This is a genomic window from Flavobacterium sp. (assembly GCF_029945805.1).
In the GTDB taxonomy this organism is placed as follows: domain Bacteria; phylum Bacteroidota; class Bacteroidia; order Flavobacteriales; family Flavobacteriaceae; genus Flavobacterium.
In genome coordinates, this window is record NZ_JAQSDH010000030.1 from 1 (window position 1) to 25,868 (window position 25,868).

The 25,868-nt window shown below is 34.0% G+C and carries 16 protein-coding genes; 12 read left to right on the forward strand and 4 right to left on the reverse strand.

The window, feature by feature from the left end:
- Positions 1-24: 24 nt before the first annotated feature.
- Positions 25-621 carry a hypothetical protein gene (locus PSU83_RS07110; RefSeq protein WP_300588336.1) on the reverse strand — a complete coding sequence of 199 codons (597 nt, stop codon included), beginning with the start codon at positions 619-621 and terminating at the stop codon, positions 25-27.
- A 166-nt stretch (positions 622-787) separates the two neighbouring features.
- Here PSU83_RS07110 and PSU83_RS07115 point away from each other — a divergent pair, with 166 nt between their 5' ends.
- The 10 genes from PSU83_RS07115 to PSU83_RS07160 all read left to right on the forward strand — a co-directional run bounded on the left by PSU83_RS07115 (position 788) and on the right by PSU83_RS07160 (position 12,231).
- On the forward strand, positions 788-2,212 hold the full coding sequence (locus PSU83_RS07115; protein ID WP_300588338.1) for a site-specific integrase: 1,425 nt from the start codon (positions 788-790) through the stop codon (positions 2,210-2,212).
- 78 nt (positions 2,213-2,290) lie between these two features.
- Positions 2,291-4,993, forward strand: coding sequence for a DEAD/DEAH box helicase family protein (locus PSU83_RS07120; protein ID WP_300588340.1), 2,703 nt, complete (start codon positions 2,291-2,293; stop codon positions 4,991-4,993).
- A gap of 162 nt (positions 4,994-5,155) precedes the next feature.
- Positions 5,156-5,992, forward strand: coding sequence for a BRO family protein (locus tag PSU83_RS07125; RefSeq protein ID WP_300588342.1), 837 nt, complete (start codon positions 5,156-5,158; stop codon positions 5,990-5,992).
- Positions 5,992-7,953: a site-specific DNA-methyltransferase gene (locus tag PSU83_RS07130; RefSeq protein WP_300588343.1), complete on the forward strand. Its 1,962-nt coding sequence runs from the start codon at positions 5,992-5,994 to the stop codon at positions 7,951-7,953. Before PSU83_RS07125 ends, PSU83_RS07130 begins: the two co-directional genes overlap by 1 nt.
- Positions 7,954-7,958: 5 nt before the next feature.
- Entirely contained in the window at positions 7,959-8,834 is an 876-nt protein-coding gene (locus PSU83_RS07135; protein WP_300588345.1) for a phospholipase D family protein, read from the forward strand.
- A gap of 126 nt (positions 8,835-8,960) precedes the next feature.
- Positions 8,961-9,392, forward strand: coding sequence for a hypothetical protein (locus PSU83_RS07140; RefSeq protein ID WP_300588347.1), 432 nt, complete (start codon positions 8,961-8,963; stop codon positions 9,390-9,392).
- Between the two features lie 210 nt (positions 9,393-9,602).
- The gene (locus PSU83_RS07145) at positions 9,603-9,824 is read left to right on the forward strand and encodes a hypothetical protein (protein ID WP_300588349.1); all 222 of its coding nucleotides are present in this window, start codon (positions 9,603-9,605) and stop codon (positions 9,822-9,824) included.
- Positions 9,825-9,928: 104 nt separating this feature from the next.
- Positions 9,929-10,945, forward strand: coding sequence for an AAA family ATPase (locus tag PSU83_RS07150; RefSeq protein ID WP_300588351.1), 1,017 nt, complete (start codon positions 9,929-9,931; stop codon positions 10,943-10,945).
- Positions 10,946-10,947: 2 nt separating this feature from the next.
- Positions 10,948-11,151 (forward strand): hypothetical protein, encoded by a 204-nt coding sequence (locus tag PSU83_RS07155; protein ID WP_300588353.1) that lies wholly within the window; start codon positions 10,948-10,950, stop codon positions 11,149-11,151.
- A 51-nt stretch (positions 11,152-11,202) separates the two neighbouring features.
- The gene (locus PSU83_RS07160) at positions 11,203-12,231 is read left to right on the forward strand and encodes a DUF6371 domain-containing protein (protein ID WP_300588355.1); all 1,029 of its coding nucleotides are present in this window, start codon (positions 11,203-11,205) and stop codon (positions 12,229-12,231) included.
- A 350-nt stretch (positions 12,232-12,581) separates the two neighbouring features.
- On the opposite strand, the gene PSU83_RS07165 is transcribed toward PSU83_RS07160, so the two are convergent.
- Entirely contained in the window at positions 12,582-13,142 is a 561-nt protein-coding gene (locus PSU83_RS07165) for a T9SS type A sorting domain-containing protein (protein ID WP_300588357.1), read from the reverse strand.
- Between the two features lie 473 nt (positions 13,143-13,615).
- Between PSU83_RS07165 and PSU83_RS07170 the strand changes: the two genes are divergently transcribed.
- Entirely contained in the window at positions 13,616-21,916 is an 8,301-nt protein-coding gene (locus tag PSU83_RS07170) for a choice-of-anchor D domain-containing protein (RefSeq protein ID WP_300588359.1), read from the forward strand.
- Positions 21,917-22,136: 220 nt separating this feature from the next.
- On the opposite strand, the gene hisS is transcribed toward PSU83_RS07170, so the two are convergent.
- Positions 22,137-23,504 (reverse strand): histidine--tRNA ligase, encoded by a 1,368-nt coding sequence (gene hisS, locus PSU83_RS07175; protein ID WP_300588360.1) that lies wholly within the window; start codon positions 23,502-23,504, stop codon positions 22,137-22,139.
- Between the two features lie 146 nt (positions 23,505-23,650).
- Between hisS and PSU83_RS07180 the strand changes: the two genes are divergently transcribed.
- The gene (locus PSU83_RS07180; RefSeq protein WP_300588362.1) at positions 23,651-24,901 is read left to right on the forward strand and encodes an ABC transporter permease; all 1,251 of its coding nucleotides are present in this window, start codon (positions 23,651-23,653) and stop codon (positions 24,899-24,901) included.
- Between the two features lie 39 nt (positions 24,902-24,940).
- Here PSU83_RS07180 and prmC read toward each other — a convergent pair whose 3' ends face one another.
- A complete protein-coding gene (gene prmC, locus PSU83_RS07185) occupies positions 24,941-25,798 on the reverse strand; it encodes a peptide chain release factor N(5)-glutamine methyltransferase (RefSeq protein ID WP_300588363.1) in 858 nt (285 codons plus the stop codon).
- Positions 25,799-25,868 lie beyond the last annotated feature (70 nt).

The window sequence follows — 25,868 nt, forward strand, 5'->3', positions numbered from 1 at the left end:
ACATTTACAAAAATGTCGCTTAACTTAAACTGTAATTTTTATTTGCATATCCACTTCCTTCTTTTTAAGTTTAATTGATTTGAAAGGGTTAGAAATTTTATATCTGTCAAACATTTCGCCAAGTAACGCTGAATAAATAATCTTATAGTTAAATTGTACTCTTGAAGATCCACTTGTAAAAAGCAATAACTCTCTTGCTTTAGTTATATCCAACTCAGAAAATTTCAAATTTCTGTATTTTTGAGTTTTAACGAAATTATCTATACAATTTACAGCCTTTTTTAAATCACGCACATAATAAGAACTGTATTTTACTGATAACTTTTGTTTCAATGCTTGTTGTGAAGCATGTTCAAGGAGTATATCTTCAATCTTAACTTCAACATCATTCTTTAGTGCATCAGTTGGTCTCCATCCTTTCTCTAACATGTTTCGAAATGCAAATAGCATTTCATCCAATTTTACTTGTTTTGCTGGATCATCATACTGATTTGGTTGTATATCAATATCTAATATTTTAGCACTGAAAAATCTATATCTCTTTCCATTAAAAAAGAAAGAAATTCCAACTCTGGAATCTACCTGATGAAAGGATTTTAAATGTTTGAATTCATAGTTCATCGTGACACATTTGTGACACTTTATGCACTTTATTAATGTAATACACTTATTATCAATAAGTTAAGCAAGGATTCATAACCCTGAGGTCGAGAGTTCAAATCTCTCTCTCGCTACAAAATTGAAAGTAAGGAAATCAACGGTTTAGGTACTCTAAACCGTTTTTTTTATGTCTAAGATATTTATACATTTGCAAAAAGTACACGATTTAGTACACGATTTAGAACACAATTACCAAATTAACCTCTACAAAAACTTGTTGAAACAAAAGGACTTTAGCTCCCCAAAAATCTTTACTGGCGGAGTAAATATTTTGCTATGGAATCAACTTAGCGAAAAAGAAAAAGCAGAAGCATTATCAAAAAACTGGTATGTTTATTATAGTTATAGAGATGCAAAAACAGGCAAACTAAAAAGAATGCCAAACATTAAAGGCAATGTAAACAAGTTTAAAACTAAAAAGGAAAGAGTTACTTATTTGAGTGCAATGAGTATTGCACTTGAATTTTTACTTGAAAAAGGCTTTAATCCTAACACCGATATTAACGATATTGAAGAGCTACTCAATAGAAATGAACTTGAAACTTCAAAAACAAACAAAACTACCATTGCAATTCCAAAAGAAAAAATTGCAATTGTTGATGAAACCATTGCAATAACGGATGAAATCATTGCAATACCTAGAGAAAATATTGCAATACCTCCAATTTTATCAATTAAAGAAGCTTTTGAATTTGCTTTAAACTTAAAGAAGAATACAATTAGAGATACTTCATATAAAAACTTTGAATTACGAATTAGAAAATTCAGAAAGTCATTAGATGAAAATAAACCGATAACTCACATAACTAAAAAGGTTATGAATGATTATTTGAATGAAGTATTAATTAATTCTAGTGCTAGAAATAGAAATAACACAAGAGCCGATTTTAGTTCATTGTTCCAAGTTTTAGAGGATAATGAGATAATTACTGATAACATAGCTAAAAAAATAAATGTTTTAAAATCAAATCCCGAGAGAAATAAAACTTACACCTCTCAAATGCAGATAGATATTTATTCTTACCTCGAAAAAAACGACCAAATACTTTTACTATTTATAAAATTCGTGTCTTATAATTTTTTAAGACCAATCGAAGTTTGTGAATTAAAGATTAAAGACATTGATTTAATTGGCAAAAGAATTTATTTAAGAACCAAAAACAAGGCAGTGAAAATCAAAATCATACCTGAAATATTGATTGATGATTTACCCGATTTATCAAAATATAATCCTGATAGTTTTCTCTTCACTCCTACTGGCTTTGGTCAAGATTGGATTACAGAACCAAACAATAAAAGAGACTATTTCTCAAAACGATTTAAAGAAGTTGTAAAAACACATTTTAATCTAAACAAAGATTACGGAATGTACAGTTTTAGGCATACTTTCATCACTAAATTATATAGAGAAATGCGTAAAACAAGCTCTCAATTTGAAACTAAAAGCAAATTGATGCTTGTAACTGGTCATTCTACAATGACTGCACTTGAAAAATATCTACGAGATATTGATGCAGAATTACCAGAGGATTATTCAAATTTACTACGATAGGTAATTTGATTATTTCTTACTAAAATTATAGTATTTTTCTATTTATATTTACAATTCAACAATAAACAACCTCCATTAATGGAATTTAAGTTAGAAAGCCTTAATTATCAAGACATCGCTATACAATCAGTCGTTAAAATTTTTGACGGAACTGATAAAAATAATTTTGATAATTCTTGTATTGAAGGCATTCGTTCAAACACTACAAAACTTACCACCGTTGACATTGAAAATAACATTAAAAATGTATTACTAGAAAACGGAATTTCAGAGGAAATTGCAAAGCTTTCAAATGACAGAGATATTTGTGTTGAAATGGAAACTGGAACAGGTAAAACACTTGTTTACATCAAAACTATTTTTGAACTTTTCAAAGAATACGGTTTTACAAAGTTTATAATTCTAGTTCCATCGGTTGCAATTCGCCAAAACATCATTGGAACGTTTAAATCATTTGAAAAACAACTGGAAAGCATTTATGGTTTTAAACCAGATGCGTTTGAATACGATAGTAAAAAACTCCAAAAAGTAAGTCAGTTCATCGAGGAACAATATCCCCAAGTAATGATAATGACTTTGGCTTCTTTCAATTCAGAAGATAAAATTTTGAATCAAGCGCAAAGAGAAGATTTATTCAATAACATTCCTTTTATTGAAGCCATTGGGAAAACCAATCCAATAATTATAATGGATGAACCGCAAGAGGGAATGGATACTGAAAATTCCATAACTCAAATTGCTAAACTCAATCCATTATATAAAATTCGGTATTCGGCAACACACAAGGTTGTCAAAAATTTGCTTTATAGATTAACCCCTTATGATAGTTATAAAGAGGGTTTAGTTAAGAAAATTGAAGTCTTAACAGTTACAGAAAAAAATGATGAAGCGACTTTAAAAATTGAATTGGCTGACATACAATTTGGAAAAGGAGACCCAAAAGTAAAACTGAAAGCATGGCATTTAAATAAAACATCAAATAAAATTGAGTTTAAAGTTACTGGTTGGCTTTCTAATGGAGATAATTTAGGCGAAAAAACAAACAACCCAAGTTATCTAAACTATTCCATTTCAAACATCAATAAAAGTTTGAAAACTGGCAAATGGACTGTTTCATTTTCTAATGGTGCAGAAATTTTAGAGAAACAAATTTCAGGTACTTTAGAGAATATCTGGGCATTGCAAATTGAATGGTTAATTCATAGACATTTTACAAAATCACAAAAATTAGCATCAAAAGAAATAAAATGTTTGTCATTAGTTTTCATTGATAGAGTTGCAAACTACATAGGAGAAACACCAATAATCAAAAATCTTTTTGTTGAAAAATACAGAGCCATTTATCCCGAATATCATAACGGAAATAGTGTAACCGATGAACATATACAAAGTGTTCAAGGTTATTATTTTGCTCAAAAATCAAGTGGAGAATTTGCAGACAATGAAGGAGGAGTAAAAGAACAAGCCAAAATTTATGAATTGATATTAAAAGGCAAAGAAGAACTACTAACACTAACTAATCCTGTTCAATTTGTGTTTTCTCACTCGGCTCTAGGAGTTGGTTGGGATAATCCTAACGTATTCAATATTGCAACTTTAAACAACTCTTATTCTGAAACTAAAAAGCGACAAGAAATAGGTAGAGGATTGCGTATTTGTGTTAATCAAAAAGGGCAAAGAGTATATGATGCAATTGATGTTGACGATAACGAACGCATAAACCAATTAACGGTCATTCCAAATGAAACTTATGAAACATTTGTAACTCAATACCAAGAAGAAATTAAGTCAATTTATGGTACATCAAGTGCGGGAGCAGGAATGACAAACAACCATAAAGGTATTAATACCGATGAAGTGAAATTCAAACGAAATACAAATGATAGTATTGATAAAGCATTCAGAAAATATTGGAGTGCATTAGCCAAGAAAACAGAATACACAGTAAATTTTGATGAAGAACGCTTAATTAATGGAGCTGTCGAAGAAATTAATAAAATTACAATTCCTGATTTTGTCATTGAAGCATCTAGTTTTTTGATAGATTCAATAAATGAAGAAGGAAAACAAGATACATTTCAAGGTTCAGAAAATGTAAAGCAAAAAACAAATTTTACTCCACTAGATTTAATCGAAGAGTTAAGTGAGAATACAGGATTGAGTTATACTTCCATGTTCAAAGTGTTTGACCAATTGACTAATTTAAAAGAGGTAATTAAAAATCCGCCTAGATTCATTCACGAAGCTTCAACGATAATTCGTAATGCAGAACTGGACGAAATGATTAGAGGATTAAACTATGAATTGACTGGAGAAAGTTTCCCTTTCGAGTTTAATGATTTTGTAAAAAACATATCCGACAAAGGGTATGTTGCAACGCCCAATAAAGGAGTTTTTGATAAAATGCTTATTGATAGCGATGTAGAACGAAATTTTTCTTTAGGTGCTGATAAAGATGTAGAAGTAGTTTGTTTTCTTAAATTGCCTAGTTGGTATAAAATAAAAACACCAATTGGAGATTATGAACCCGATTTTGGTTTAGTAATGAAACGTAAAAACTTAAAAGACGGCAATGAAAATGAGTTTTATTTCGTGATTGAAACCAAAGGAACAAATGACATCAATGACAAAAAAGCACTAAAAGAAAGTGAGATTTACAAAATAAGATGCGCTATTAAGCATTTTGAAAAATTGGGATTAGAAGTACAGTACAAAGCTCCAGTAAAAGAATACAGTTTCTTTAAAACTGAAGCAGATAAAACAATTAATACAATTATATAACCATATTCCCAACGTCAGGAAAATGGTTGTAATTTATCACTTTCCTGACGTCGGGAAAGTGATTATGAGTATCACTTTGCTGACAGCAACAAAGTGATAAAAACATTTAGTTATAAAAATTCAGTTGTACGAAAACAACGTACACCTAAAATTAAAACAATTATGGAAAAACAAACAAGCATAAAGCTATTCGAGACCCAAAAAGTCCGTTCTCTTTGGGATGATGAAAAAGAAAAATGGTATTTCTCCATAATTGATGTTATGTCAGTTTTAACAGAGAGTGTTGATGCTCCTGCATACTGGAGAAAACTAAAGCAACGACTTAAAGAAGAGGGAAATGAAACCGTGACGAATTGTCACGCTTTGAAAATGAAAGCTCCTGACGGAAAAATGAGAATGACTGATGTGGCTGATACAGAACAACTTTTTCGTTTAATTCAGTCGGTTCCTTCTCCAAAAGCAGAGCCTTTTAAACTTTGGTTAGCCAAAATGGGGCGTGAAAGAATTGATGAAATTGAAGACCCTGAAATTGGATTTGACCGTTTAATGGAAACCTATCTCAAAAAGGGATATTCTAAAGAATGGATAAATCAACGTTTAAAAAGTATTGAAGTTCGCAAAGAACTAACTGACGAATGGGATAAAAGAGGTGTAAAAAAAGGGCAAGAATATGCCATACTTACTGATGAAATTACTAAAGCTTGGACTGGAATTACAACCAAACAGTACAAGCAATTAAAAGACCTCAAAAAAGAAAATCTTCGTGACCACATGACTAATCTTGAATTAGTACTAAATATGTTGGCAGAAGCAACAACAACCGAAATTTCTAAAAAGAAAGCACCGAAAACATTTAACGAAAGTAAAATAATTGCCAAACAAGGTGGAACTATTGCAGGAAATACTAGAAAAGAAATTGAAGCCAAAACAGGCGACAAAATTGTAACAGGCAAAAATGCTAAAAGTTTAGAAAACAAGAAAAATAAGGAACTAGAATAATGGAAAGCATAAACGACTTCATGCCAAATAGCAACGATTGGAACAACGAACGTTTGCAAACCTTAAAACAACTTTACCCTGATTGGTTTACCAGTGAAGGTAATTTGAACATTGACGAAATTAAAAAAGCAGTCAATCCAGATTTGATTAACGAAACTGAACGTTATGAATTTCGTTGGTTTGGTAAAAGCCAAGCCAAGCGCAATGCGTTTACACCTAGCAACGCTACGTTAGTATTTGATGAAAGCCGAAGCGTAAACCCAAACCAAAGTGAGAATATTATTATTGAAGGCGAAAACCTAGAAGTTTTAAAGTTATTGAGCAGTAGTTATAGAGAAAAAGTAAAGTGTATCTATATTGACCCACCTTATAACACAGGTAAAGATTTTGTGTATAGCGATAATTTTACGCAAGACAAAAAAAGGTATTGGGAAGATGCAGAATATATTGAAGATGGCGTTAAGATTGATACAAATTCTGAAACTGATGGGCGTTATCACTCCAATTGGTTAAATATGATGTATTCTCGATTATTAATTGCAAGACAACTACTAAAAGAAGATGGCGTTATTTTCATTTCTATTGATGATAACGAAGTACATCATTTAAGAAAATTATGTGATGAAGTTTTTGGAGAAGAAAATTTCATAGCTGTTTTTCCTTGGAAAAAAAGAACTGCTAAAAGTGATGTTCCATTTGGAGTGTCACAAGATTATGAATGGATTATTTCATATGCCAAAACAGGTTTTAATGCAGGATTGAATATTGAAAGAAAATATTATCAATCAGAAGATTATCCCAATGATAGATGGAGACTTTCGGATTTAACAACTCAAAGAAGCAGTCTTGAAAGACCTAATTCTGCTTTTCAAATGATTAATCCTAAAAATAATACAGCATACGATTATAACCCTCAAAGAGTGTGGGGTGTTTCAAAAGATACTTTTGAAGATTATTACACAAAAGGCAAAATAGTGTTTCCTGATACTTATAATTTTTTAAATATAAATGCGCCAGCATTCAGGGTTTTTGAAAGCGAGGATAAAGAAAAGGCACTAAAAAAATATGGTAGCGAAGAGGCAATTAAAGCAGTCTCTACTTTTTTACCCAAAGAAGTTGGAATGAGTGAAGATGGCAATAAAGAAATGATTGAAATATTTGGCAGTAAAATATTCAGTTTCCCGAAACCCGCATCTCTTGTAAAATATTTTTATTCAATTATAAATGACAAAAATGCTTTAATTCTTGATTTCTTCGGAGGATCGGGAACAACAGCACAAGCAGTGATGGAACTCAATAAAGAAGATAACGGAAAACGTAAATTTATTTTAGTTCAAATTCCAGAAGCTACAGATGAAAAAAGTGAAGCTTTCAAGGCAGGTTATAAAAAAATAAGCGATATTACTATTGAGCGAAACAAAAGAGTTGTCGAAAAAATAGAGAACGAAATAGCTGAAACGGAAAAGAAAAAAAGCAAAGAATTACCTTTTGATAATGTAGCTGAATCATCAAGCGAAAACTACAAATCAAAAAACAATTTAGGGTTTAAAGTATTCAAATTGCAAAAGTCTAATTTTCCAAGAGTAGATTTTGCTCCCGACCCCGAAAAAACAGAAGCAGAAAACATTAAATTACTAAAAGCCTACATTGCGAACAAGGAAGCGCAGTTAGTCAATGCCTTTAATAAACCCGAACTGTTAACCGAGATATTACTCAAAAACGGCTTTAATCTTAACTTCAAAGTAGATTTGCAAACCCAGTTTGGAAGCAATGAAGTACAACTTGCAAGCGATGGCGAAAAAGAAACGTTGATTTGTCTTGATGTAATAATTAATGCAGACACCGTTGACTATTTCAAAACGAATATTGATAAGAAGTTCATTTGTTTGGAAAGAGCATTAGATACCACCAAAAAATACAACTTAAAACATTATTTAGGAGATAAATTTAATGCGTTTTAATACTTATGGCAGATTTTTTTACAGGAAAAGCGTTAGATGAAAAACTAACCGACATAATTTGGAATGCTAAGAAAGAACTTATTATACTTTCCCCTTTTATTAGACTCGATGACTATTGCAAGGAGAAGATTTTTGCTAAGCTTATAAATAGACCTGAGCTAGAAGTAATACTAGTTTTTGGCAAAAATGAAGGAGAAACACAACGAAGCTTAAATAATAATGATTTGGAGTTTTTCAAAGAGTTTAAGAATATTGTGATTATTTACTGCAATAACTTACACGCAAAATATTATTCAAATGAGAATGAAGCTCTTCTAACTTCATTAAACTTATTAGGTAAATCAATGACGGGCAATGTTGAATATGGTATCTCTTTTACTACTTCAAAATTGACTATTGATAAACTTTATACTGATTCAATGAGTTCAACTAACGAGGTAATAAAATCAAATCCATGTGTATATGTCAAACGACCAATGTTTAAAAAAACTAATTTAGGTCTTTCTAAAAAATACATTAATAGTGTAATTCTATTTGATGAAACCCATTCACTATATAACAATAGAAGGTTTGCAAATAAATTTTATAATGACTTTGATTATGAATTATTTGAAAATGATGTAAAGCCCAGTAGAGAAGAATTTCATTCTGTAAATGAACCGAAAGGTAGAAACCAAAACTACAGTAGAAATGATAATTCAGATTCAGGTTATTGCATAAGAACTGGTGTAAAAATTCCATTTGATACATCAAGACCTTTTTCTTTAGAAGCGTATAGAACTTGGGCAACTTTTGAAAATTGGGAATTTCCCGAAAAATACTGTCATAAAACAGGCAAATTTTCTAATGGAAAAACTTCAATGGCAAACCCAGTTTTATAGTTAAAAATGCTTATTTCAAATTGAAATAATAAATTCAAAAACTGTTATAAATCAATATATTACAACATAAAAAACTGATGTTTACCTCATTGATGCGGTAAACATAAAAGCATCCAAAATCTACCCATGTCTGACTTAAATTCAAAATATGATAAATTGACCAATGAAATATATAGAAACTTCATTTTCTATATACCTACGTCAATTATAAATATGGAAGAATTTGGGAAACTGCCTAACGAGAGTATTTCGGTGCTTGATAGAATAATATATATTGATGAAGAGTTGAACTTCATATATGAAAATAGTCTTGAATTGCCTACACTACTTATAAAATCGGGCAAGTTAAGAGCCAACTGTTTCAAGCTACTAGAGTATAAAGAGTTATTAAGTGAAAGTGGTTTCAATTACCTATCTGAAAATTACGTAAAACAACTCGAAACTTATACCTTTTTCTCAAATCAATTATCACTTTATTTTGAGAAAAACTCCCCAATTAAAGATGCTAACACACTAGCGTTATTTAATTGTCAAAATCTAAATTTTAATACTCATTAAGCTGAAATTGAAAAAATCACTGGTCAGAGAGCTCAAACTTTTAATCCACAAACTTTTATTCAAGAAATAAAGGAAACATCAGTATTTAAGAAGTTTTCAATTAATCTACCTCAAAGAGAAAAACTCTTTAGAGATTTTATTTCCCATGAAAAAAACTCGGAAATTGAAAGTATTATTTTAAAGAAGTACCCAACTATTAAAGGAAAAAAATTGAGGTATATTATTGATTTCCTAATTAAAAAAGAAGTGCTAACTATTACTTATGGCACTCAAAATGAATTATATAATTCATTAAAAAGAACATTTAATTGCAACATCGGGACTTACCCTTCAATTTTCGGATATGCAATAAATGAAACCAAAGATTCGGATTATTCGAGAATAACTAATGAACTAGAAACGATGCTTACTGATTACTTTAAAGTTTTGTAAACTTCTTTAAACTTTGTAAAGCACTGTAATTCCAATACTTTCAAGCAATAAGATTAAACTGTTCACAACATAGCACGATAGATTTGCAAAAAAATCTAAGTGTTATGAATGAAAATCTCGATAATTTCAAAGATGAGTTAAGAAAAGAATTAGTTCCTGATTCAAACTCTATTTTTGAAATAAAATCAGCTAATCAATTTATTGAAATTGCCAAAAACAGACCAATCCCGAGAATGCTATTTGGCGAATTTTGGTTTGAGGGAGAAATATGTATTTTGTTTGCCGACACTAATCTAGGAAAATCCATTTTAGCCGTACAAATTGCTAATAGCATCAGTACAGGAATTTCTACTTGTGGGTTAAAATTAGAATGCCCACCTATTCCAATAATCTATTTTGATTTTGAACTTTCAGACAAACAGTTTGAAAACAGATATTCTGAAAATTTTACAAATCATTTTTCATTTAGCTCAAACTTCCTTAGAGCAGAAATTAATCCCGATTATTTTGAAGATAAAAGATTCAACTCTTTTGAAGATTTTCTTTTTTACTCACTTGAAAAATCAATAATTGATTATGGGGTTAAAGTTTTAATTATTGACAATATTACCTACTTAAAAACTGACAATGAAAAAGCTAAAGATGCTTTGCCATTGATGAAATTTTTAAAGGATTTGAAAAACAAATATGGTTTGTCAATTTTAGTTCTAGCGCATACTCCAAAAATAGATACTTGCAAACCGATAACAAAAAACCATTTATCAGGTAGCAAAATGCTAATGAATTTTTGTGATAGTAGTTTTGCTATTGGAGAAAGTCATCAAGAAATTGGGTTGAGATATATAAAGCAAATTAAACAACGTAATTGTGAACAGGTTTATGATTCGGAAAACATTATTGTTTGCAGAATTGAAAAAGTAAATAGCTTTTTACAGTTCAGTTTTAACGGTTATGATTCAGAAAATGAGCATTTAAAAACATTGAGTGTAGGTGATGCAAATGAGCGCAATTCAAAAATATTACAGCTATTTGAAAAGGGCAATTCAAAATCTGAGATTGGCAGACTACTAGGTATTTCAGAAGGCACAGTAAGAATCATTTTAAAGAAAAATAATCTATAAAAATGACTGCCAATACAGCATATGAAGTTTTCCTTGCACTTTCTCCAGAAGAGAAGGAAAAATTTATGGTATTGGTAAAAGGACAAGAAGTAAAACCCAAATACGACTTTAGAAAGAAAAAAAGCAAAAAAGTCGTATTCACAAAAGAGGACGCTATAGAATATTTGCTTGCAACAGTTTTTAAACCCAAAAAACCAATCTCGTAATTTTCGTAAAAGTCGTAAAGACTACGAGGATTACGATTATTACGAATAGTTATGACAGAATTTAAGTATTCATTAGATAAATCGAGTAAGAAGTTTATTTGTCCTAGTTGTGGCAAAAGGAGATTAGTTAGATACATCAATCAAATCAGTAATGAATATCATAATGAAGCTTTCGGCAGATGCGATAGAGAAACAAATTGCGGTTATCAAAATATTCCAAAACAAAATGAGTGCATTGCAATTGTCAACATTGAAAAGATAAACATCATTCCTGATTTTATTGAACCAACATTAGTAAAGCAATCTTTAAAAAAGTACTGCAATAATAATTTTGTAAAATTTCTCCATAATCATTTTTCAAAAGAAGAAGTTGAAAATTGCATTTCAAAATATAATATAGGAACTTCAAAACATTGGGAAGGTGCAACTGTATTTTGGCAAATAAATCAAACTCAAAAAGTCCATACTGGTAAAATAATTCTATTTAATGAAATTACAGGTAAACGAGTAAAAATTCCTTTTCCACATATCAATTGGGTTCATAAGAAAATCAATCAAGATAAATTCAACCTTATGCAGTGTTTATTCGGGTTGCACCTACTTAAAACTACAATTGCAATGCCATTGCAATATAATTGCAATACAATTGCAATTGTTGAATCTGAAAAAACGGCAATAATAATGAGCCTATTTATCCCCGAATATAAATGGATGGCAACAGGAAGCAAACAAAATTTAAAATTGCAATTGTTAGAACCAATCAAGAAAGAGAATATTGTTGTCTATCCTGATAAGGGAGAATTTGAAGACTGGAATAAGAAAGTAATCGAATTGCAAAAGCAAGGTTTTAAAATCAAATGTAGTTCAATAGTTGAAAAATCGGAATTTGAAACAGGAGCAGATTTAGCGGATATTTATTTTGCTATAAAAAAAGATGCAAGTAAAAAAACCCTTGAAATAGTATTATCTGATACTGAAAAGAAAATCCAAAGGTTGTCTAAAATAAATCCTTCTATTATATCTCTGATTGAAACATTTGACTTGATTGATGAAAAAGGAAATGGCATCAGAATTGTTTAAAAAAATGATTATATTGCGACTTAATTTGAGTACACGAAACGGTACACGATTTTCAAAAAACCAACAATATAAGGGGTTTGAATAGCATAAAATATGAAATTCATAACCCTGAGGTCGGGAGTTCAAATCTCCCTCTCGCTACGAACATCAATTTTTTGAAGATAAACGGTTTAGACTTTCTAAACCGTTTTTTTTATGTCAAAAATTTTGCCAATGCTGTACAAAATGTATGATTTAGCATAAATTTGAAACCAAAAAGACCCTCAGTTACTGGAAGGTCTTTTAATTTATTTAATCTATTTGTCACCCTGAGCGCATCCCGAAGTATCGGGAGAGAATTTTTATTTTGATTATCTCTTCACCACTCTAACCGTTTCAACAGTATCTTCTTGTGACACAACCACGTTGTAAATACCACTCGGATAACGCTCTCCAATTGTTGTCGTTTCTATGTCTAATACACGAACCTCTCTTTGGTCAATCAATCTTCTAACCATATCGTAAACCTTTATTATAACAACCGATTCGCCTGACGTTTTAACATCAATCATAAAGTTAGTAGCGAATGAGTTTGGATAAGCGGTAGCTTTGAATTCTGGTTTAATTGTTCGTGGCGCTGCAGCGGTGAACAAATCACAAGGTGTATCATAATCTCCAAACACACCGTTCAATTTAATAGCTACAAAAACATTACAGTTTTTCCCTGAACCTGCAATTGAGAATTGATTCAATTTAAAGTTAGAATAAACAAATATTTTCTCTTCTGTAGTAACCACATCCTCTCCACTAATTTCTTCCAACTTAACTCTATAGTTAGGAAAACCTGGATAAGGCGTAATGTTCAACTGTTGTGTCAACGATGCTGCAGTCGGTTGACCACATTGTGAAGCAACTAATGACGTTACCCACAATTAAATGCAATTATTTCAACTTGTTTAGTAGTAAAATAAACATCCACAATAGAAAAAATAATTATTTTCCTGTATGATAATAAAATCGGTATAATGCACTTTATATCTTAATTAATATTCTATTATTTGACCAAAAAGTAATCTTGTGTTAGGGAAATCAAATTACTATTTCGCACTAAAAATCAAAAAGGTTTGAAAATTTCCGAACCCTTTTTTTTATACCTCTCCTATCCTTTATTCTCCTTTTCTTATGTAGTTGATTATCAATAAAAAATTCTATCGATAATTTCAGATAACTAAAAATTATTTTGTAAGTTTTTTATATTTAAATAAAAGATAAATATGCATTTCATCGATTTTTTTGTGCTTTTTATCGATTTATTTAAACTTCTTACATAGTTTTGAATCGTCAAATAAAACAAAATGAAGTACCGAGCTTCATTTATTTAATAAAATCATAATAACCCAGAGTTATGAAAAAATTATTACTTAAATCAGAAAAGTTAATGCTATTAATAGTGCTATTAATAGTCTCCTCTATATCTAGAGGTCAAAGTACGCAAACCTATACCTCTATCGGAAGTTTTATCACACCAGCCGGTGTAACAACAGTAAAAGCTGAAGCCTATGGTGCTGGTGGTGCTGGTGGATATGGTGGTGGATCAAATAAAAACGGCGGTGGCGGTGGCGGTGGCGGTGGCTATTCGGTACTCACTACAGCTACTGTAACTCCGGGGTCAACATACACAATGAACGTTGGAACAGGCGGTACAGCTACTGCTACTACGACAAGTGGAAACGGAACAACTACATCGGCAACTTTTGATTTAACCTCAATTATAGCAAATGGCGGTGCTGGTGGAAGAAGATATTCTGGCGGTGCAACTGGTGGAAATGGTGGAAATGGAGCAACGTTTGATGGAGGAAAGGGTGGAACTGGATTAGCCTCAGGTTCTGCAGGTGGTGGTGGTGCTGCCGGTCCCATCAGCGACGGTGGTCTTGGAAGTGTTACGGCAGGAGGAATCTCTGGCGGTGGCTTCGCAGGAACGGGAGCTAACGGAACAACAACAAACTTAGCTACTGGAAATACAGGTAATATTTATGGTGGTGGTGGAAGCGGTGGTACCCGAAATTCATTTGGAGGAAACGGTGCTGGTGGTTATATGATCATAACATACACATGTCCTACATATGCTTTAACCTCTGTTACTTCTCCCGATAAATGTGGCGTTTCAGCATCTGTAATAACACTTACTTCAACAGCAACAAGTTTGCCAGTTGGAGAATATACTGTAGCTTATACTGCAGCAGGAGCAACATCAATAAGTTCATCAGCTTCCATGACGGTTACTACGGCTGGCACAGGAACTTTTACAACTGCCGCAATAAATATCGGAACAACAACAATTACCATTACTAATTTAACATCATCTTACTGCACAAATACAATTACGAGCAATAATACAGTAATTATAGAAGCATACAGTACGCCTAGTGCAAATGCAGGTACAGCAATAGCAACATGTAATGCCGGAGCCGCTATTAATATTACCGCTGGAGCAAGTGCCTCTTCTGGTGCTTCAGTTTTATGGACTTCAAATGGTACTGGAACTTTTGTAGATGCAAACACAACAACTGCTTGTACTTATACGCCAAGTGCTGCCGATATCATTTTAGGAAGTGTAAATTTAACTTTTACAGCAACCTATCCAGGATGTGGTAGTGTTTCTTCAACCAAAACTTTAACTTTCACTTCTTCCTCAACCGCCATTGCTGGAGGAAATATAACATTATGTTCAACAAGCGTTTTAGTGAATATTACTGGCGGATCAAGTGCTTCCAATTATTCAACTTTAACGTGGTCTTCAAGTGGAACAGGTACCTTTACTAATTCAAATTCATTAACAACTTGTACCTATTCTCCTAGTGCAGCTGACGTTGCTGCTGGAAGCGTACTAATTACATTGACTGCGGCATCCCCTGGTTGTACAAATGCTACGGCAACTAAAACACTTACGATAAATTCAGTGGCGACAGCTGTGGCGGGAACTGCAATCAACGCTTGCTCCATTGGAGGACCTATCAACATTACAACGGGTTCAAGTGCTACCAACTATAGTTCACTATTATGGACTTCAAACGGTACTGGTACATTTGCCAATGCAACTTCATTAACAACTTGCACTTATACTCCAAGTGCGGCTGATATCATTGCAGGAAGCAGAACACTAACATTAACGGCCTTTGGAAATTCTCCCTGTGGAAACGTTACCTCAACCAAAACAATTACAATCAAAAATACTATAGTGGCTATTTCAGGAAGTAACATTACTGCTTGTTCTACTGCTGGTGCAATAAATATTACTACAGGTGCAACTTCTGTTAACCATACTGGTATCAATTGGACTTCAAGCGGTACAGGAACTTTTGCCAATGCAAATTCATTAACAACGTGTACTTACACCCCAAGTGCTGCTGATATCAGTGCGGGAAGCGTAACTATCATTTTAACTTCTTCAAATGGTGCATGTCCAGACGTTGTATCAAATAAAACCTTGACTATAAATGGTATTGCAACTTCGGTTGCAGGAACCGCTATTTATACCTGTAATACAACTGGAGCTGTAAACATTACTGCTGGAGCTAGTGCAACAAACTATTCTTCTGTTGCATGGACTTCAAACGGTAGTGGGACCTTTGCTAATGCAAATTCATTAACAAATTGTACATACACTCCAAGTGCAGCCGATATTACTGCAGGAAGCAGAACACTTACATTGACAGCGTTCGGAAATGCTCCTTGTGGTAATGCAGTTTCAACTAAAACTATCTTTATCAGCAGAGCAATGACTGCTGTAGCTGGTACAGCAATTACAACTTGTTCTTCAGTAGGTGCAATTAGCATTGTTGATGGAGCTAGTGCAACAAATCAAACAAGTGTGCTATGGTCCTCAACTGGAACAGGTACTTTTTCTAATCCAACAGCATTAACCCCTTGCACTTATACTCCTAGTGCTGCCGATATTACTGCTGGAAGTGTCGTAATAACTTTGACTGCTTCAAACGCAGGATGTGCTGATGCAACTTCAAACAAAACAGTAACCATTTCTACTTTACCAACTGCCGTGGCTGGACCAACAATGACTGCTTGTACTGCTAGTGGTGCAACCAATATTACAGGGGGTTCAAGCGCAACAAATCAAACAAGCGTTACTTGGACTTCAAGCGGAACGGGTACTTTTGCCAATGCAAACTCATTAACAACTTGTACCTACAATCCAAGTGCGGCAGATATTACTGCAGGAAGTGTAATTTTGACATTAACTGCTTTCGGAAATGCTGCATGTGGAAATGCAACTTCAACTAAAACCCTAACAATTACAGTATCTCCAACGGTAACAGGAACAACTCCAGGATCAAGAACCGGAGCTGGAACTGTTTTACTTGGTGCTACAGCTTCTATCGGAACATTAAACTGGTATGCTGCTGCAACTGGCGGTTCGTCTTTAGGTACAGGGACAAGTTTTACTACTCCAGTTATTTCTACAACTACAACTTTTTATGTAGAGGCAATCAACGGAAGTTGCCCATCTGCAACAAGAACTCCTGTAGTTGCAACTGTAAATTACACCGAAATAGATATTCTAGGAAATGCAACCTCTATTGTAAATGGAGATACTACTCCAACTACTCTAGACTGGACCGATTATGGCACTACAAATACTACAAGAGCTTTTACTATTCGCAATACAGGTTTTGCTTTACTAACAGTTGGAACAATTTCAATATCTGGCGCAAATGCTAGTGAATTTACTGTAACAACTCCTCCAGCTAGTGCTGTAGGAATTGGGGGTTCTACAACTTTTGTTGTAACTTTTGCTCCAACGGCTATTGGAATACGAACGGCTACTATTTCTGTTGTAAATAATGATGCAGACGAAAATCCATATACATTTGCAATACAAGGAAATGGCGTTGAGCAAGAAATTGATGTTCTCGGAAATGGAGCTTCTATTGTTGATGGCGATACGACTCCAACAACAGCTGACTGGACTGACTTTAACAATGTTGCAGGAACAAGAACTTTTACAATTCGTAACACAGGAAGTGTTGCATTAACTATTGGTGCTGTAACAATTAGTGGTCCTAATGCTTCAGACTTTACAGTTACAACGCTACCGGCTTCTTCAATTGCCGCTAATAGCTCAACAACTTTTGTAGTTACTTTTAACCCATCTGCGATCAATATTAGAACTGCAACAATCAGCATTATAAATAATGATGTTAATGAAAATCCATATAATTTTTCAATACAAGGATTTGGTATAATACCAGAAATAGATATTCAAGGAAATACAACTTCGATTCCTGATGGTGATATAACGCCTACTGTTGCTGACTGGACTGATTTTAGTTCTGTTGCTGCTACAAGAACATTTACTATTTTTAATAATGGTAATATTGCTTTGACAACAGGAACTATAACAATTAGTGGTGCTAATGCCTCAGAATTTACAGTGACTACACCTCCAAGTGCGACAGTCGCGGCATTTAACAGCACAACTTTTGTGATAACATTTTTACCCACTGCCATAGGAACAAGATCAGCAAGAATAAGTATCGTAAATAATGATAGTAATGAAAACCCGTATGACTTTTCTATTCAAGGAACTGGTTTATCCAGAGAAATAGATGTTCAAGGACTTGCTCTATCAATTGCTAGTGGAGACATGATAACCTCTGTTAATGACGGAACAGATTTTGGATCAACTGATGTTAATCTAGCAACAATAACAAGAACTTTTACTATTAGAAATACAGGTTCACTTTCGTTAACAATAGCTAATCCAACTGTTAGCGGACTTAATGCTTCTGAATTTAGTGTAACTGCAAATCCTGGAACACTTACAATTGGTGCTGGTTCTAGTACAACTTTTTCAGTAACCTTTAATCCAAATGCAGTATTTACACGAGTTGCCCAAATAAACATCGTAAATAACGATAGTGATGAAAACCCATACTTTTTTGCTATTCAAGGAACTGGTTTACTTGATAATGATGGTGATGGAATTGAAAACAATACTGATCAAGATGATGATAATGATGGAATTATTGATACTGTAGAATGTGGAGATTGTATTAGTGACCCATTTGTTAATGGTAGTTTTGAAACAGTAGTAATAGGAGCTTCAACATACAGCATTGAACCAGCTGTAAATGTACTAGGATGGGTAAACGATGCAGAGCCATTTATCGAAATATGGAGTACAGGATTCAATGGTGTACCCGCTGCAGCTGGAAATCAATTTGCCGAATTAAATGCAAATGTTGCAGGAACATTATACCAATCATTTTGTTTGAACGGTGCTGGTGGAACTATTAATTGGTCAATCAAACACAGAGGAAGATCAGGTACAGATAGAGCCGATGTGAGATTTGGAGCTACTTTAGCATTAGCTCAAGCTTCAAGTCCAATTGTTAGTATGATTGATGGAAATACATCTTGGGGGTCTTACTCAGGCACCTATACAATTCCAGTAGGGCAAACCAACATTGTTTTAGCATTTATTGCTGTAACATCAACGGGAGGTTTATCATTTGGTAATTTTATTGACGATGTTGAGATTATAATTAACCAAAACTGTATTGACTCAGATGGTGATACTGTTGCTGATATTAACGATGTAGATGACGATAACGATGGTATTCCATCTATTGAAGAAGCCGGTTTCAAAGCATTAAGCACTAATAAATCAACAATGGACAGAAGTAGTGCTGCGACATGGGTTGATGCTAATACGAATGGTTTAAACGATTATATCGAAACAATGATAACTAACGGAACTTACAATATTACAGATACTGATGGTGACGGCGTAAACGACAATTTGGATTTAGATAGTGATAATGACACAGCATTTGACGTTGACGAATCAGGTCTTTTAAATGGTGACGGTGATATCAATGGTGATGGAAAAGGTGATGGTTTAGACTCAGATGGTGATGGGTTGTTAGATCTTTTTGATAACTCAACAGTTTTCGGAACAACTACTAGAGCTTATGCTCAAGACAGTGATGTTAACGGTATCGCAGATTATCTACAATTAGACGCAAATGACGACGGACTTAATGATATAAAAACTGGTTTGTATGGTAGCTTAGATGCTAATAATGACGGAAGAATAGATGGCAGCGGAGATTTGGACAGAGATGGGATTACGGATACATTTGACACAAATAATACATTAATTGGTTCCCCTCGTGATTTGAACAGAAAACTGTTCTTAGATTTTGATGGTAGAAACGATTATGCCGAAGACGCTTCAATTTTAGGTGGATTACCTAGTGCCACATTAATGGCATGGATAGATTTGAATAGCGGATTTAGTAGTGCAGGATATGTTGTAGGGCAAACCAGATTTTACATCAGAGTAACTACTGTTAGAACTCTTCAAGCGGTGATAAACGGAACACCTATAACATTTGCAACACCTTTGAATACCGCACAATGGTATCATGTTGCAGCTACTTATGGAGATGGAAGTTTGAACTTATACCTAAACGGAAGATTAGTATTATCTCAAGCAATTACTGGAAATATTGCTGCCGACACATCGAGGCTAACATTGGGTAAAAACCCAGCGGCTGCATCCAACTTCTTTAAAGGTAAAATAGACGAAGTGCGCGTATTCAATACAGCCTTAACGCCTGAGCAAGTTCAGCGAATGGTGTATCAAGAAATTCAAAATAACGCATCACAAGTAAGAGGTGCAATTGTTCCTAAAGATATCGGTGCATTGCCGTTCGCAAACGTGGTGAAATATTACAGAATGGACACCTATAAAGATGATATCGTTGATAATTTAACAACGCCATCTGTGGATACCGGAACTGGAATGAAATTGTATAATCATAAAGTGATCAAGTACCAAGAAGCGCCAATGCCATTCACTACTCTCAGAGCAGGAACATTTGCTACAGCTGTAAATGATGTTACTAAAGATATTAGAGGTTTGGATGTTTTAGATTTTGATTATTCAATTATTCAAGTAAAACACAATATTACAGAAACAGCAAACAGTACGGACTTGGCAATGTTCATTGATCCAGCAGTAACGGTAAATATGACAAATGACACTAAGCTTCAAAACGATTGGTACTTGAAATTAGACGGTAAAATTGACTTAGTAGGAAAATCACAATTGGTTCAAACCACTAACTCTGATTTAGAGGCAACTAGTGCTGGTTCAATTGAAAGAGATCAACAAGGACAATCTAACAAGTTCAACTATAACTATTGGTCATCACCAGTGAGTTCAATAAACAACACTACTATCAATCACGGTTTCACAGTGGCTGGAGTTATGAAAGACGGAACGGATCCTAACAACATCCAAAATTTATTATGGACAACTGGAGTGAATGGTTCCCCAACAACACCCGCAATGACATTGAGTAGCTATTGGATATTCAAATTCCAAAATTCTAGCAATGCTTATGCTAACTGGTCTTCCGTTGGACAAAATGGAGCATTATTACCCGGACAAGGCTATACTATGAAAGGAAATGGTTCTATCGTAGAAAATCAGAACTACACCTTTGCTGGTAAACCAAACAGCGGAATTATTACTTCTACTGTTGGTGCCGGAAATCTAAATTTATGTGGTAACCCTTACCCTTCTGCTATTGATGCTAACAAATTTATTGATGACAACGCCTCTAGCTTAAAAGGTACATTATACATCTGGGAACACTACAGCACTAACAATTCTCATAATACTATTGAGTACCAAGGAGGTTATGCAACCTACACTAAAACGGGTGGAACTCCGCCTGTAGCTCCTGCCGGAATTAGCGGATTGGGTTCAAGTAGCACAATACCAAAAAGATTCATGCCTGTTGGTCAAGGATTCTTTGTAACGGGTTCAGCAACTGGTGGAACAATTAATTTCAACAATGGGCAACGATTATTTGTAAAAGAAGACGACACTGTAAATTCGTATACTATGTTCAAAAACAACAACAATACGGTTTCAGCTAACCCAGAAACGAATAATGCAAATGATACTTTTGAAGAGGACCAATTCATGAAGGTACGTGTAGGGTACAATTCAACAGATAACTTACACAGACAGACTTTGATTGGGTTCATGAACGAAAATGCAACTTCTGGATTTGATAATGGCTATGATGGTATCAGCATTGAATCGCTTACAAATGATATGTATTTCATCAATGGAACAGACAAATTAAACATTAGTGGTGAAGGATTCTTCGATGTGAATGCTAGCTATCCCATCGGAGTTAAAAATGCCACTTCAGGAAATGTTACGTTCGTAGTGGATGGAAAAGAAAACTTTGATGATGATCAAGAAATATTCATCCATGATAATGTAACTCAGACCTACAACAGCATTAAATCTCAGAATTATGAAGTAAACCTTCCTGCTGGAACTTACGACAACCGTTTCACATTGAGATTTACAAACGGAACTTCACTTGGAACTGTTGATCAGGAAGCTAATTTTGGAATTGGAGTAACGCACTCTCAATCGAACAGCATGATTAACATCAAAAACCCATTACAGCAAGTAACTGTTAAATCTGTAGCCTTGTTCAACTTATTAGGACAACAAGTATCAGAATGGAAAATTGACAACCAAGATCAAGCGAACATCCAGCTACAAGTTGCTAATGTAAGCACAGGAACATATATCGTAAAAGTAATCACTGACGGTGGAAACGTAACTAAAAAAATCCTTGTAAAAAAATAATTTGTTTTGCTTTTATTTGACACTAACTGCAATTAAAAAATCCCCGCTAATCGGGGATTTTTTGTTTGTAAATAGATAGTGTATTTACTAATTTGAAGCACAACCTTTCCGTTATTCAAGACCTTCACTCCCGCTGTCCGCTCTATCTTTTTCTAAAAAAAGAAAAAGGATGCCGCTCCCATCGGGGCTAACACGAACTTTCTTCTTTCCCTTCTAATTTCTAATTTCTAAATTCCAACTTCTCCAAAAGCCCATCCAAATCCACCTCAACTTGTTCCCCAGTCTGAATATCTTTAAAAGTAAATTTCGAATCCTTAATTTCCTTAACCACAAACGGAATCCCTCTGCGTTCAGCATGCTTAAATTGCTTGTCTATCTTAGCCGCATCCGGATACATTTCACATTTGATATTTTTATTTCGCAACGTTGTAATGGTTTGCATCGCTTCAAAAGTTTGGCTTTCGCCCAAATTTAAAAACATCACTTGCGTAGATGTCGTTACCGTTTCTGGAAACAAATTCAATTCTTCCAAAACCAAATAAATTCGGTCCAATCCAAACGAAATTCCTACCCCGCTCATGTCTTTCAAACCAAAAATTCCAGTCAAATCATCATACCGTCCGCCGCCGCCTATCGAACCCATCGCCACTTCTTTCGGAGCCGAAACTTCAAATATGGCTCCAGTATAATAATTCAGTCCGCGTGCTAACGTCACATCCAAATCTAAAACGGATTGTTTCAAACCTAACTTAGTAACATTGTCGCAAATAAACTGTAATTCTTCAATTCCTTTTTTTCCTTCTTCTGACGATGAAAGCAAAGTCGAAAGCTTACTTAATTTTTCCTGAATCGTTCCAGTAAAATTAAATAACAGCTGCACTTTTTCTAATGCGGTTTCCGAAATCCCCTTTTCAATCATTTCCTTTTTAACGCCGTCCTCGCCTATTTTGTCGAGTTTATCTAGCGCGACCGTAAAGTCAATCAACTTATCCAAAGCGCCAATAACGGCAGCAATTCCAGCTAATATTTTTCTATTATTAATTTTAATCGTTACGCCCTTCAATCCCAATTCGGCAAAAACCGAATCGTACAATTGCACCAATTCTACTTCTTGCCACAATGATTTTGAACCTACAACATCAGCATCACATTGGAAAAATTCTCTAAATCTTCCTTTTTGCGGACGATCGGCACGCCAAACCGGTTGAATTTGGTACCGTTTAAACGGAAACTCAATCTCACTTTGGTGCTGCACCACATAGCGCGCAAACGGCACAGTCAAGTCGTAACGCAACGCTTTTTCAGAGATTTTTCCAGTAAGTTGTTTGTAGTTTATAGTTTGTAATTGCTCCGCAGGAACTTTATCCAAATAATCTCCTGAATTCAAAATCTTAAAAATCAAACGATCGCCTTCTTCCCCATATTTCCCCATCAATGTCTCTGAATTTTCAAACGATGGTGTTTCAATTGGCTGATATCCAAACTTCTCAAAATGAGTTCTCATGATCGAAATAATGTAGTTGCGTTTTGAAACTTCTGCCGGTGAAAAATCTCTTGTGCCTTTCGGAATACTTGGTTTTGATGCCATTTTAAATTTGAAATATTAAATTTTAGATCTTAAATATCTAATATCCTATATCTGATATTTGATATTGATTTGCAAATATCAATATTTTATATCTTAATGTAAATCTTCTTGTAACAAAAACTGTATTTTAGTGTCAAATTTGCATTATGGTGGGAATAGGAGTCTTCAGAGAAAATATAAAAATTGCATTGGGTTCTATCCGAACGCAGTTGCTTCGTACAATTTTAACAATTATTATTATTGCTATCGGAATCACAGCCTTGGTTGGTATTCTAACTATCGTGACGGCACTAGAGTACAATCTTACGACCAGTTTTGCTTCAATGGGTTCCAATACGTTCAACATTAACCAATACCAAAATACGTTAAGACAAGAAGGCGGTAACGAAATCGAAAAAATAAATCCCATTATTTCCTATCCTGAAGCCAAAGCTTTTAGAGAAAAATACAACTATCCGCTAACCCAAACTTCTTTATCGTTTACCGCAGCAGGAAATGCTGAAGTAAAATTCGAAAACCAAAAAACGGATCCTGAAATTACCGTTTTAGGAATTGACGACACTTATATTCCCAATTCAGGTTTGGAAGTGGCGCAAGGTAGGAATTTCAATAATTTTGACATTTCAAATAATGTATATTCTTGCGTAGTCGGTTCTGATTTTGCTACAAAAGGGTTGTTGAAAGACGTTAATCCAATTGGAAAAACTTTGTCTGTTCGCGGTGCCAAGTTTAAAGTTATTGGTGTTTTAAAGGAAAAAGGTTCCACTTTTGGCAACAGCCGAGACTTGAGAGTGATGATTCCCATTCAAGTCGCACGCTCTATGTTTTCACAACCTAACATCAATTATTCGGTGAGCATTATGATTCAGAAAGCGGAATTATTAGATGAAGCTATTGACAATGCAGTTGTAGAAATGCGACAAATTAGAAAATTAAACCCCGTAGAAGAAGATAATTTCGGAATTTCGAGAAGTGATGAATTACTGAATAAAATTGGAGGCTTAACCGACTTCTTAGGCATTTCGGCTTGGGTTATGGGAATTATAACCATTCTAGGTTCTTCTATCGCACTGATGAATATTATGATTGTTTCTGTGACCGAAAGAACTCGTGAAATTGGCGTTCGAAAAGCATTAGGTGCCAAAAAATCAACTATCGCGTGGCAGTTTTTTATAGAGACGCTGACTATTGGACAATTAGGCGGATTTTTCGGAATTATTTTCGGAATCCTAATTGGTTACGGAATCTGTGTAGCAGCAGGTTGGGATTTTGTCATTCCTTGGGGCGCGATGCTCGCTGCGGTTATAACTAGTTTTATCGTCGCCTTAGTTTCTGGATTGTATCCTGCTATAAAAGCATCGCAGTTGGATCCTATTGAGGCGTTGCGTTACGAATAAGAGTTTAGATTTCAGAATTTAGAAAGCAGATTTCTGTAATTAAATAGTACACGAGATCATTCTATCATTCCCGTAAATATCCTTTATTAGTTTTACATTCTTGAAATTAAGATTTTCCAATAACGCAACTGTTTCTTTCCCTAAATACTGATTGATTTCGAAATAGAGTTTTCCATTAAGATTTAGATTTTTCTTTGCTAACTGGCCAATCTTTCTGTAAAAAAGCAACGCATCATCATCTTCAACAAATAATGCTAAATGCGGTTCGTATTCTAAAACATTCTGTTTAATTTCCGCTTTTTCCAAATTCCGAACGTACGGCGGATTCGAAACAATTATATCAAACTGCGGTTCTAAATCTTCCGTTTCCAGAATATTCTTCAGCATAAAATTGACGTTCACTTCATTAATCGCAGCATTCTTTCTGGCTGTAGCCAATGCTTTATCCGAAACATCAATCGCAAAAACTTCAGCAGTAGAAAGATTTTTTGCCAACGTAATTGCAATGCAACCACTACCCGTACCAATATCTAAAATCGTCACTTTTCCCTTTTCCCTCTTCCCTTTTTCCTCATCATTGATAATCAACTGAACCAATTCTTCCGTTTCAGGTCTTGGAATCAACGTATTTTCATTGACTTCAAATTGCAAACCATAAAACTCAGTTTCACCTAAAATATACTGAATCGGCTTTTCTGTTTTCAAATCGGAAACTATATTTTTCCATTGCTTTAAATGAGCACCATCCATCACCATTTCGGGGTTGAGCGCCAAATCAATTCGTTTCAAACCATGCAGATTTTCCAGTATAATGTAGAAGAAGCTATCTGTTTCCATTTCATCATACAAAGAAGCGAGTTCGTGTTGAAAGACCGTTTTATAAGTTTTAATAAGCATTATCATTTATTTCTTATCATTAATGTCCGATAAAAACTAATATAGGACTTTTTTATTATTTATCTATTTG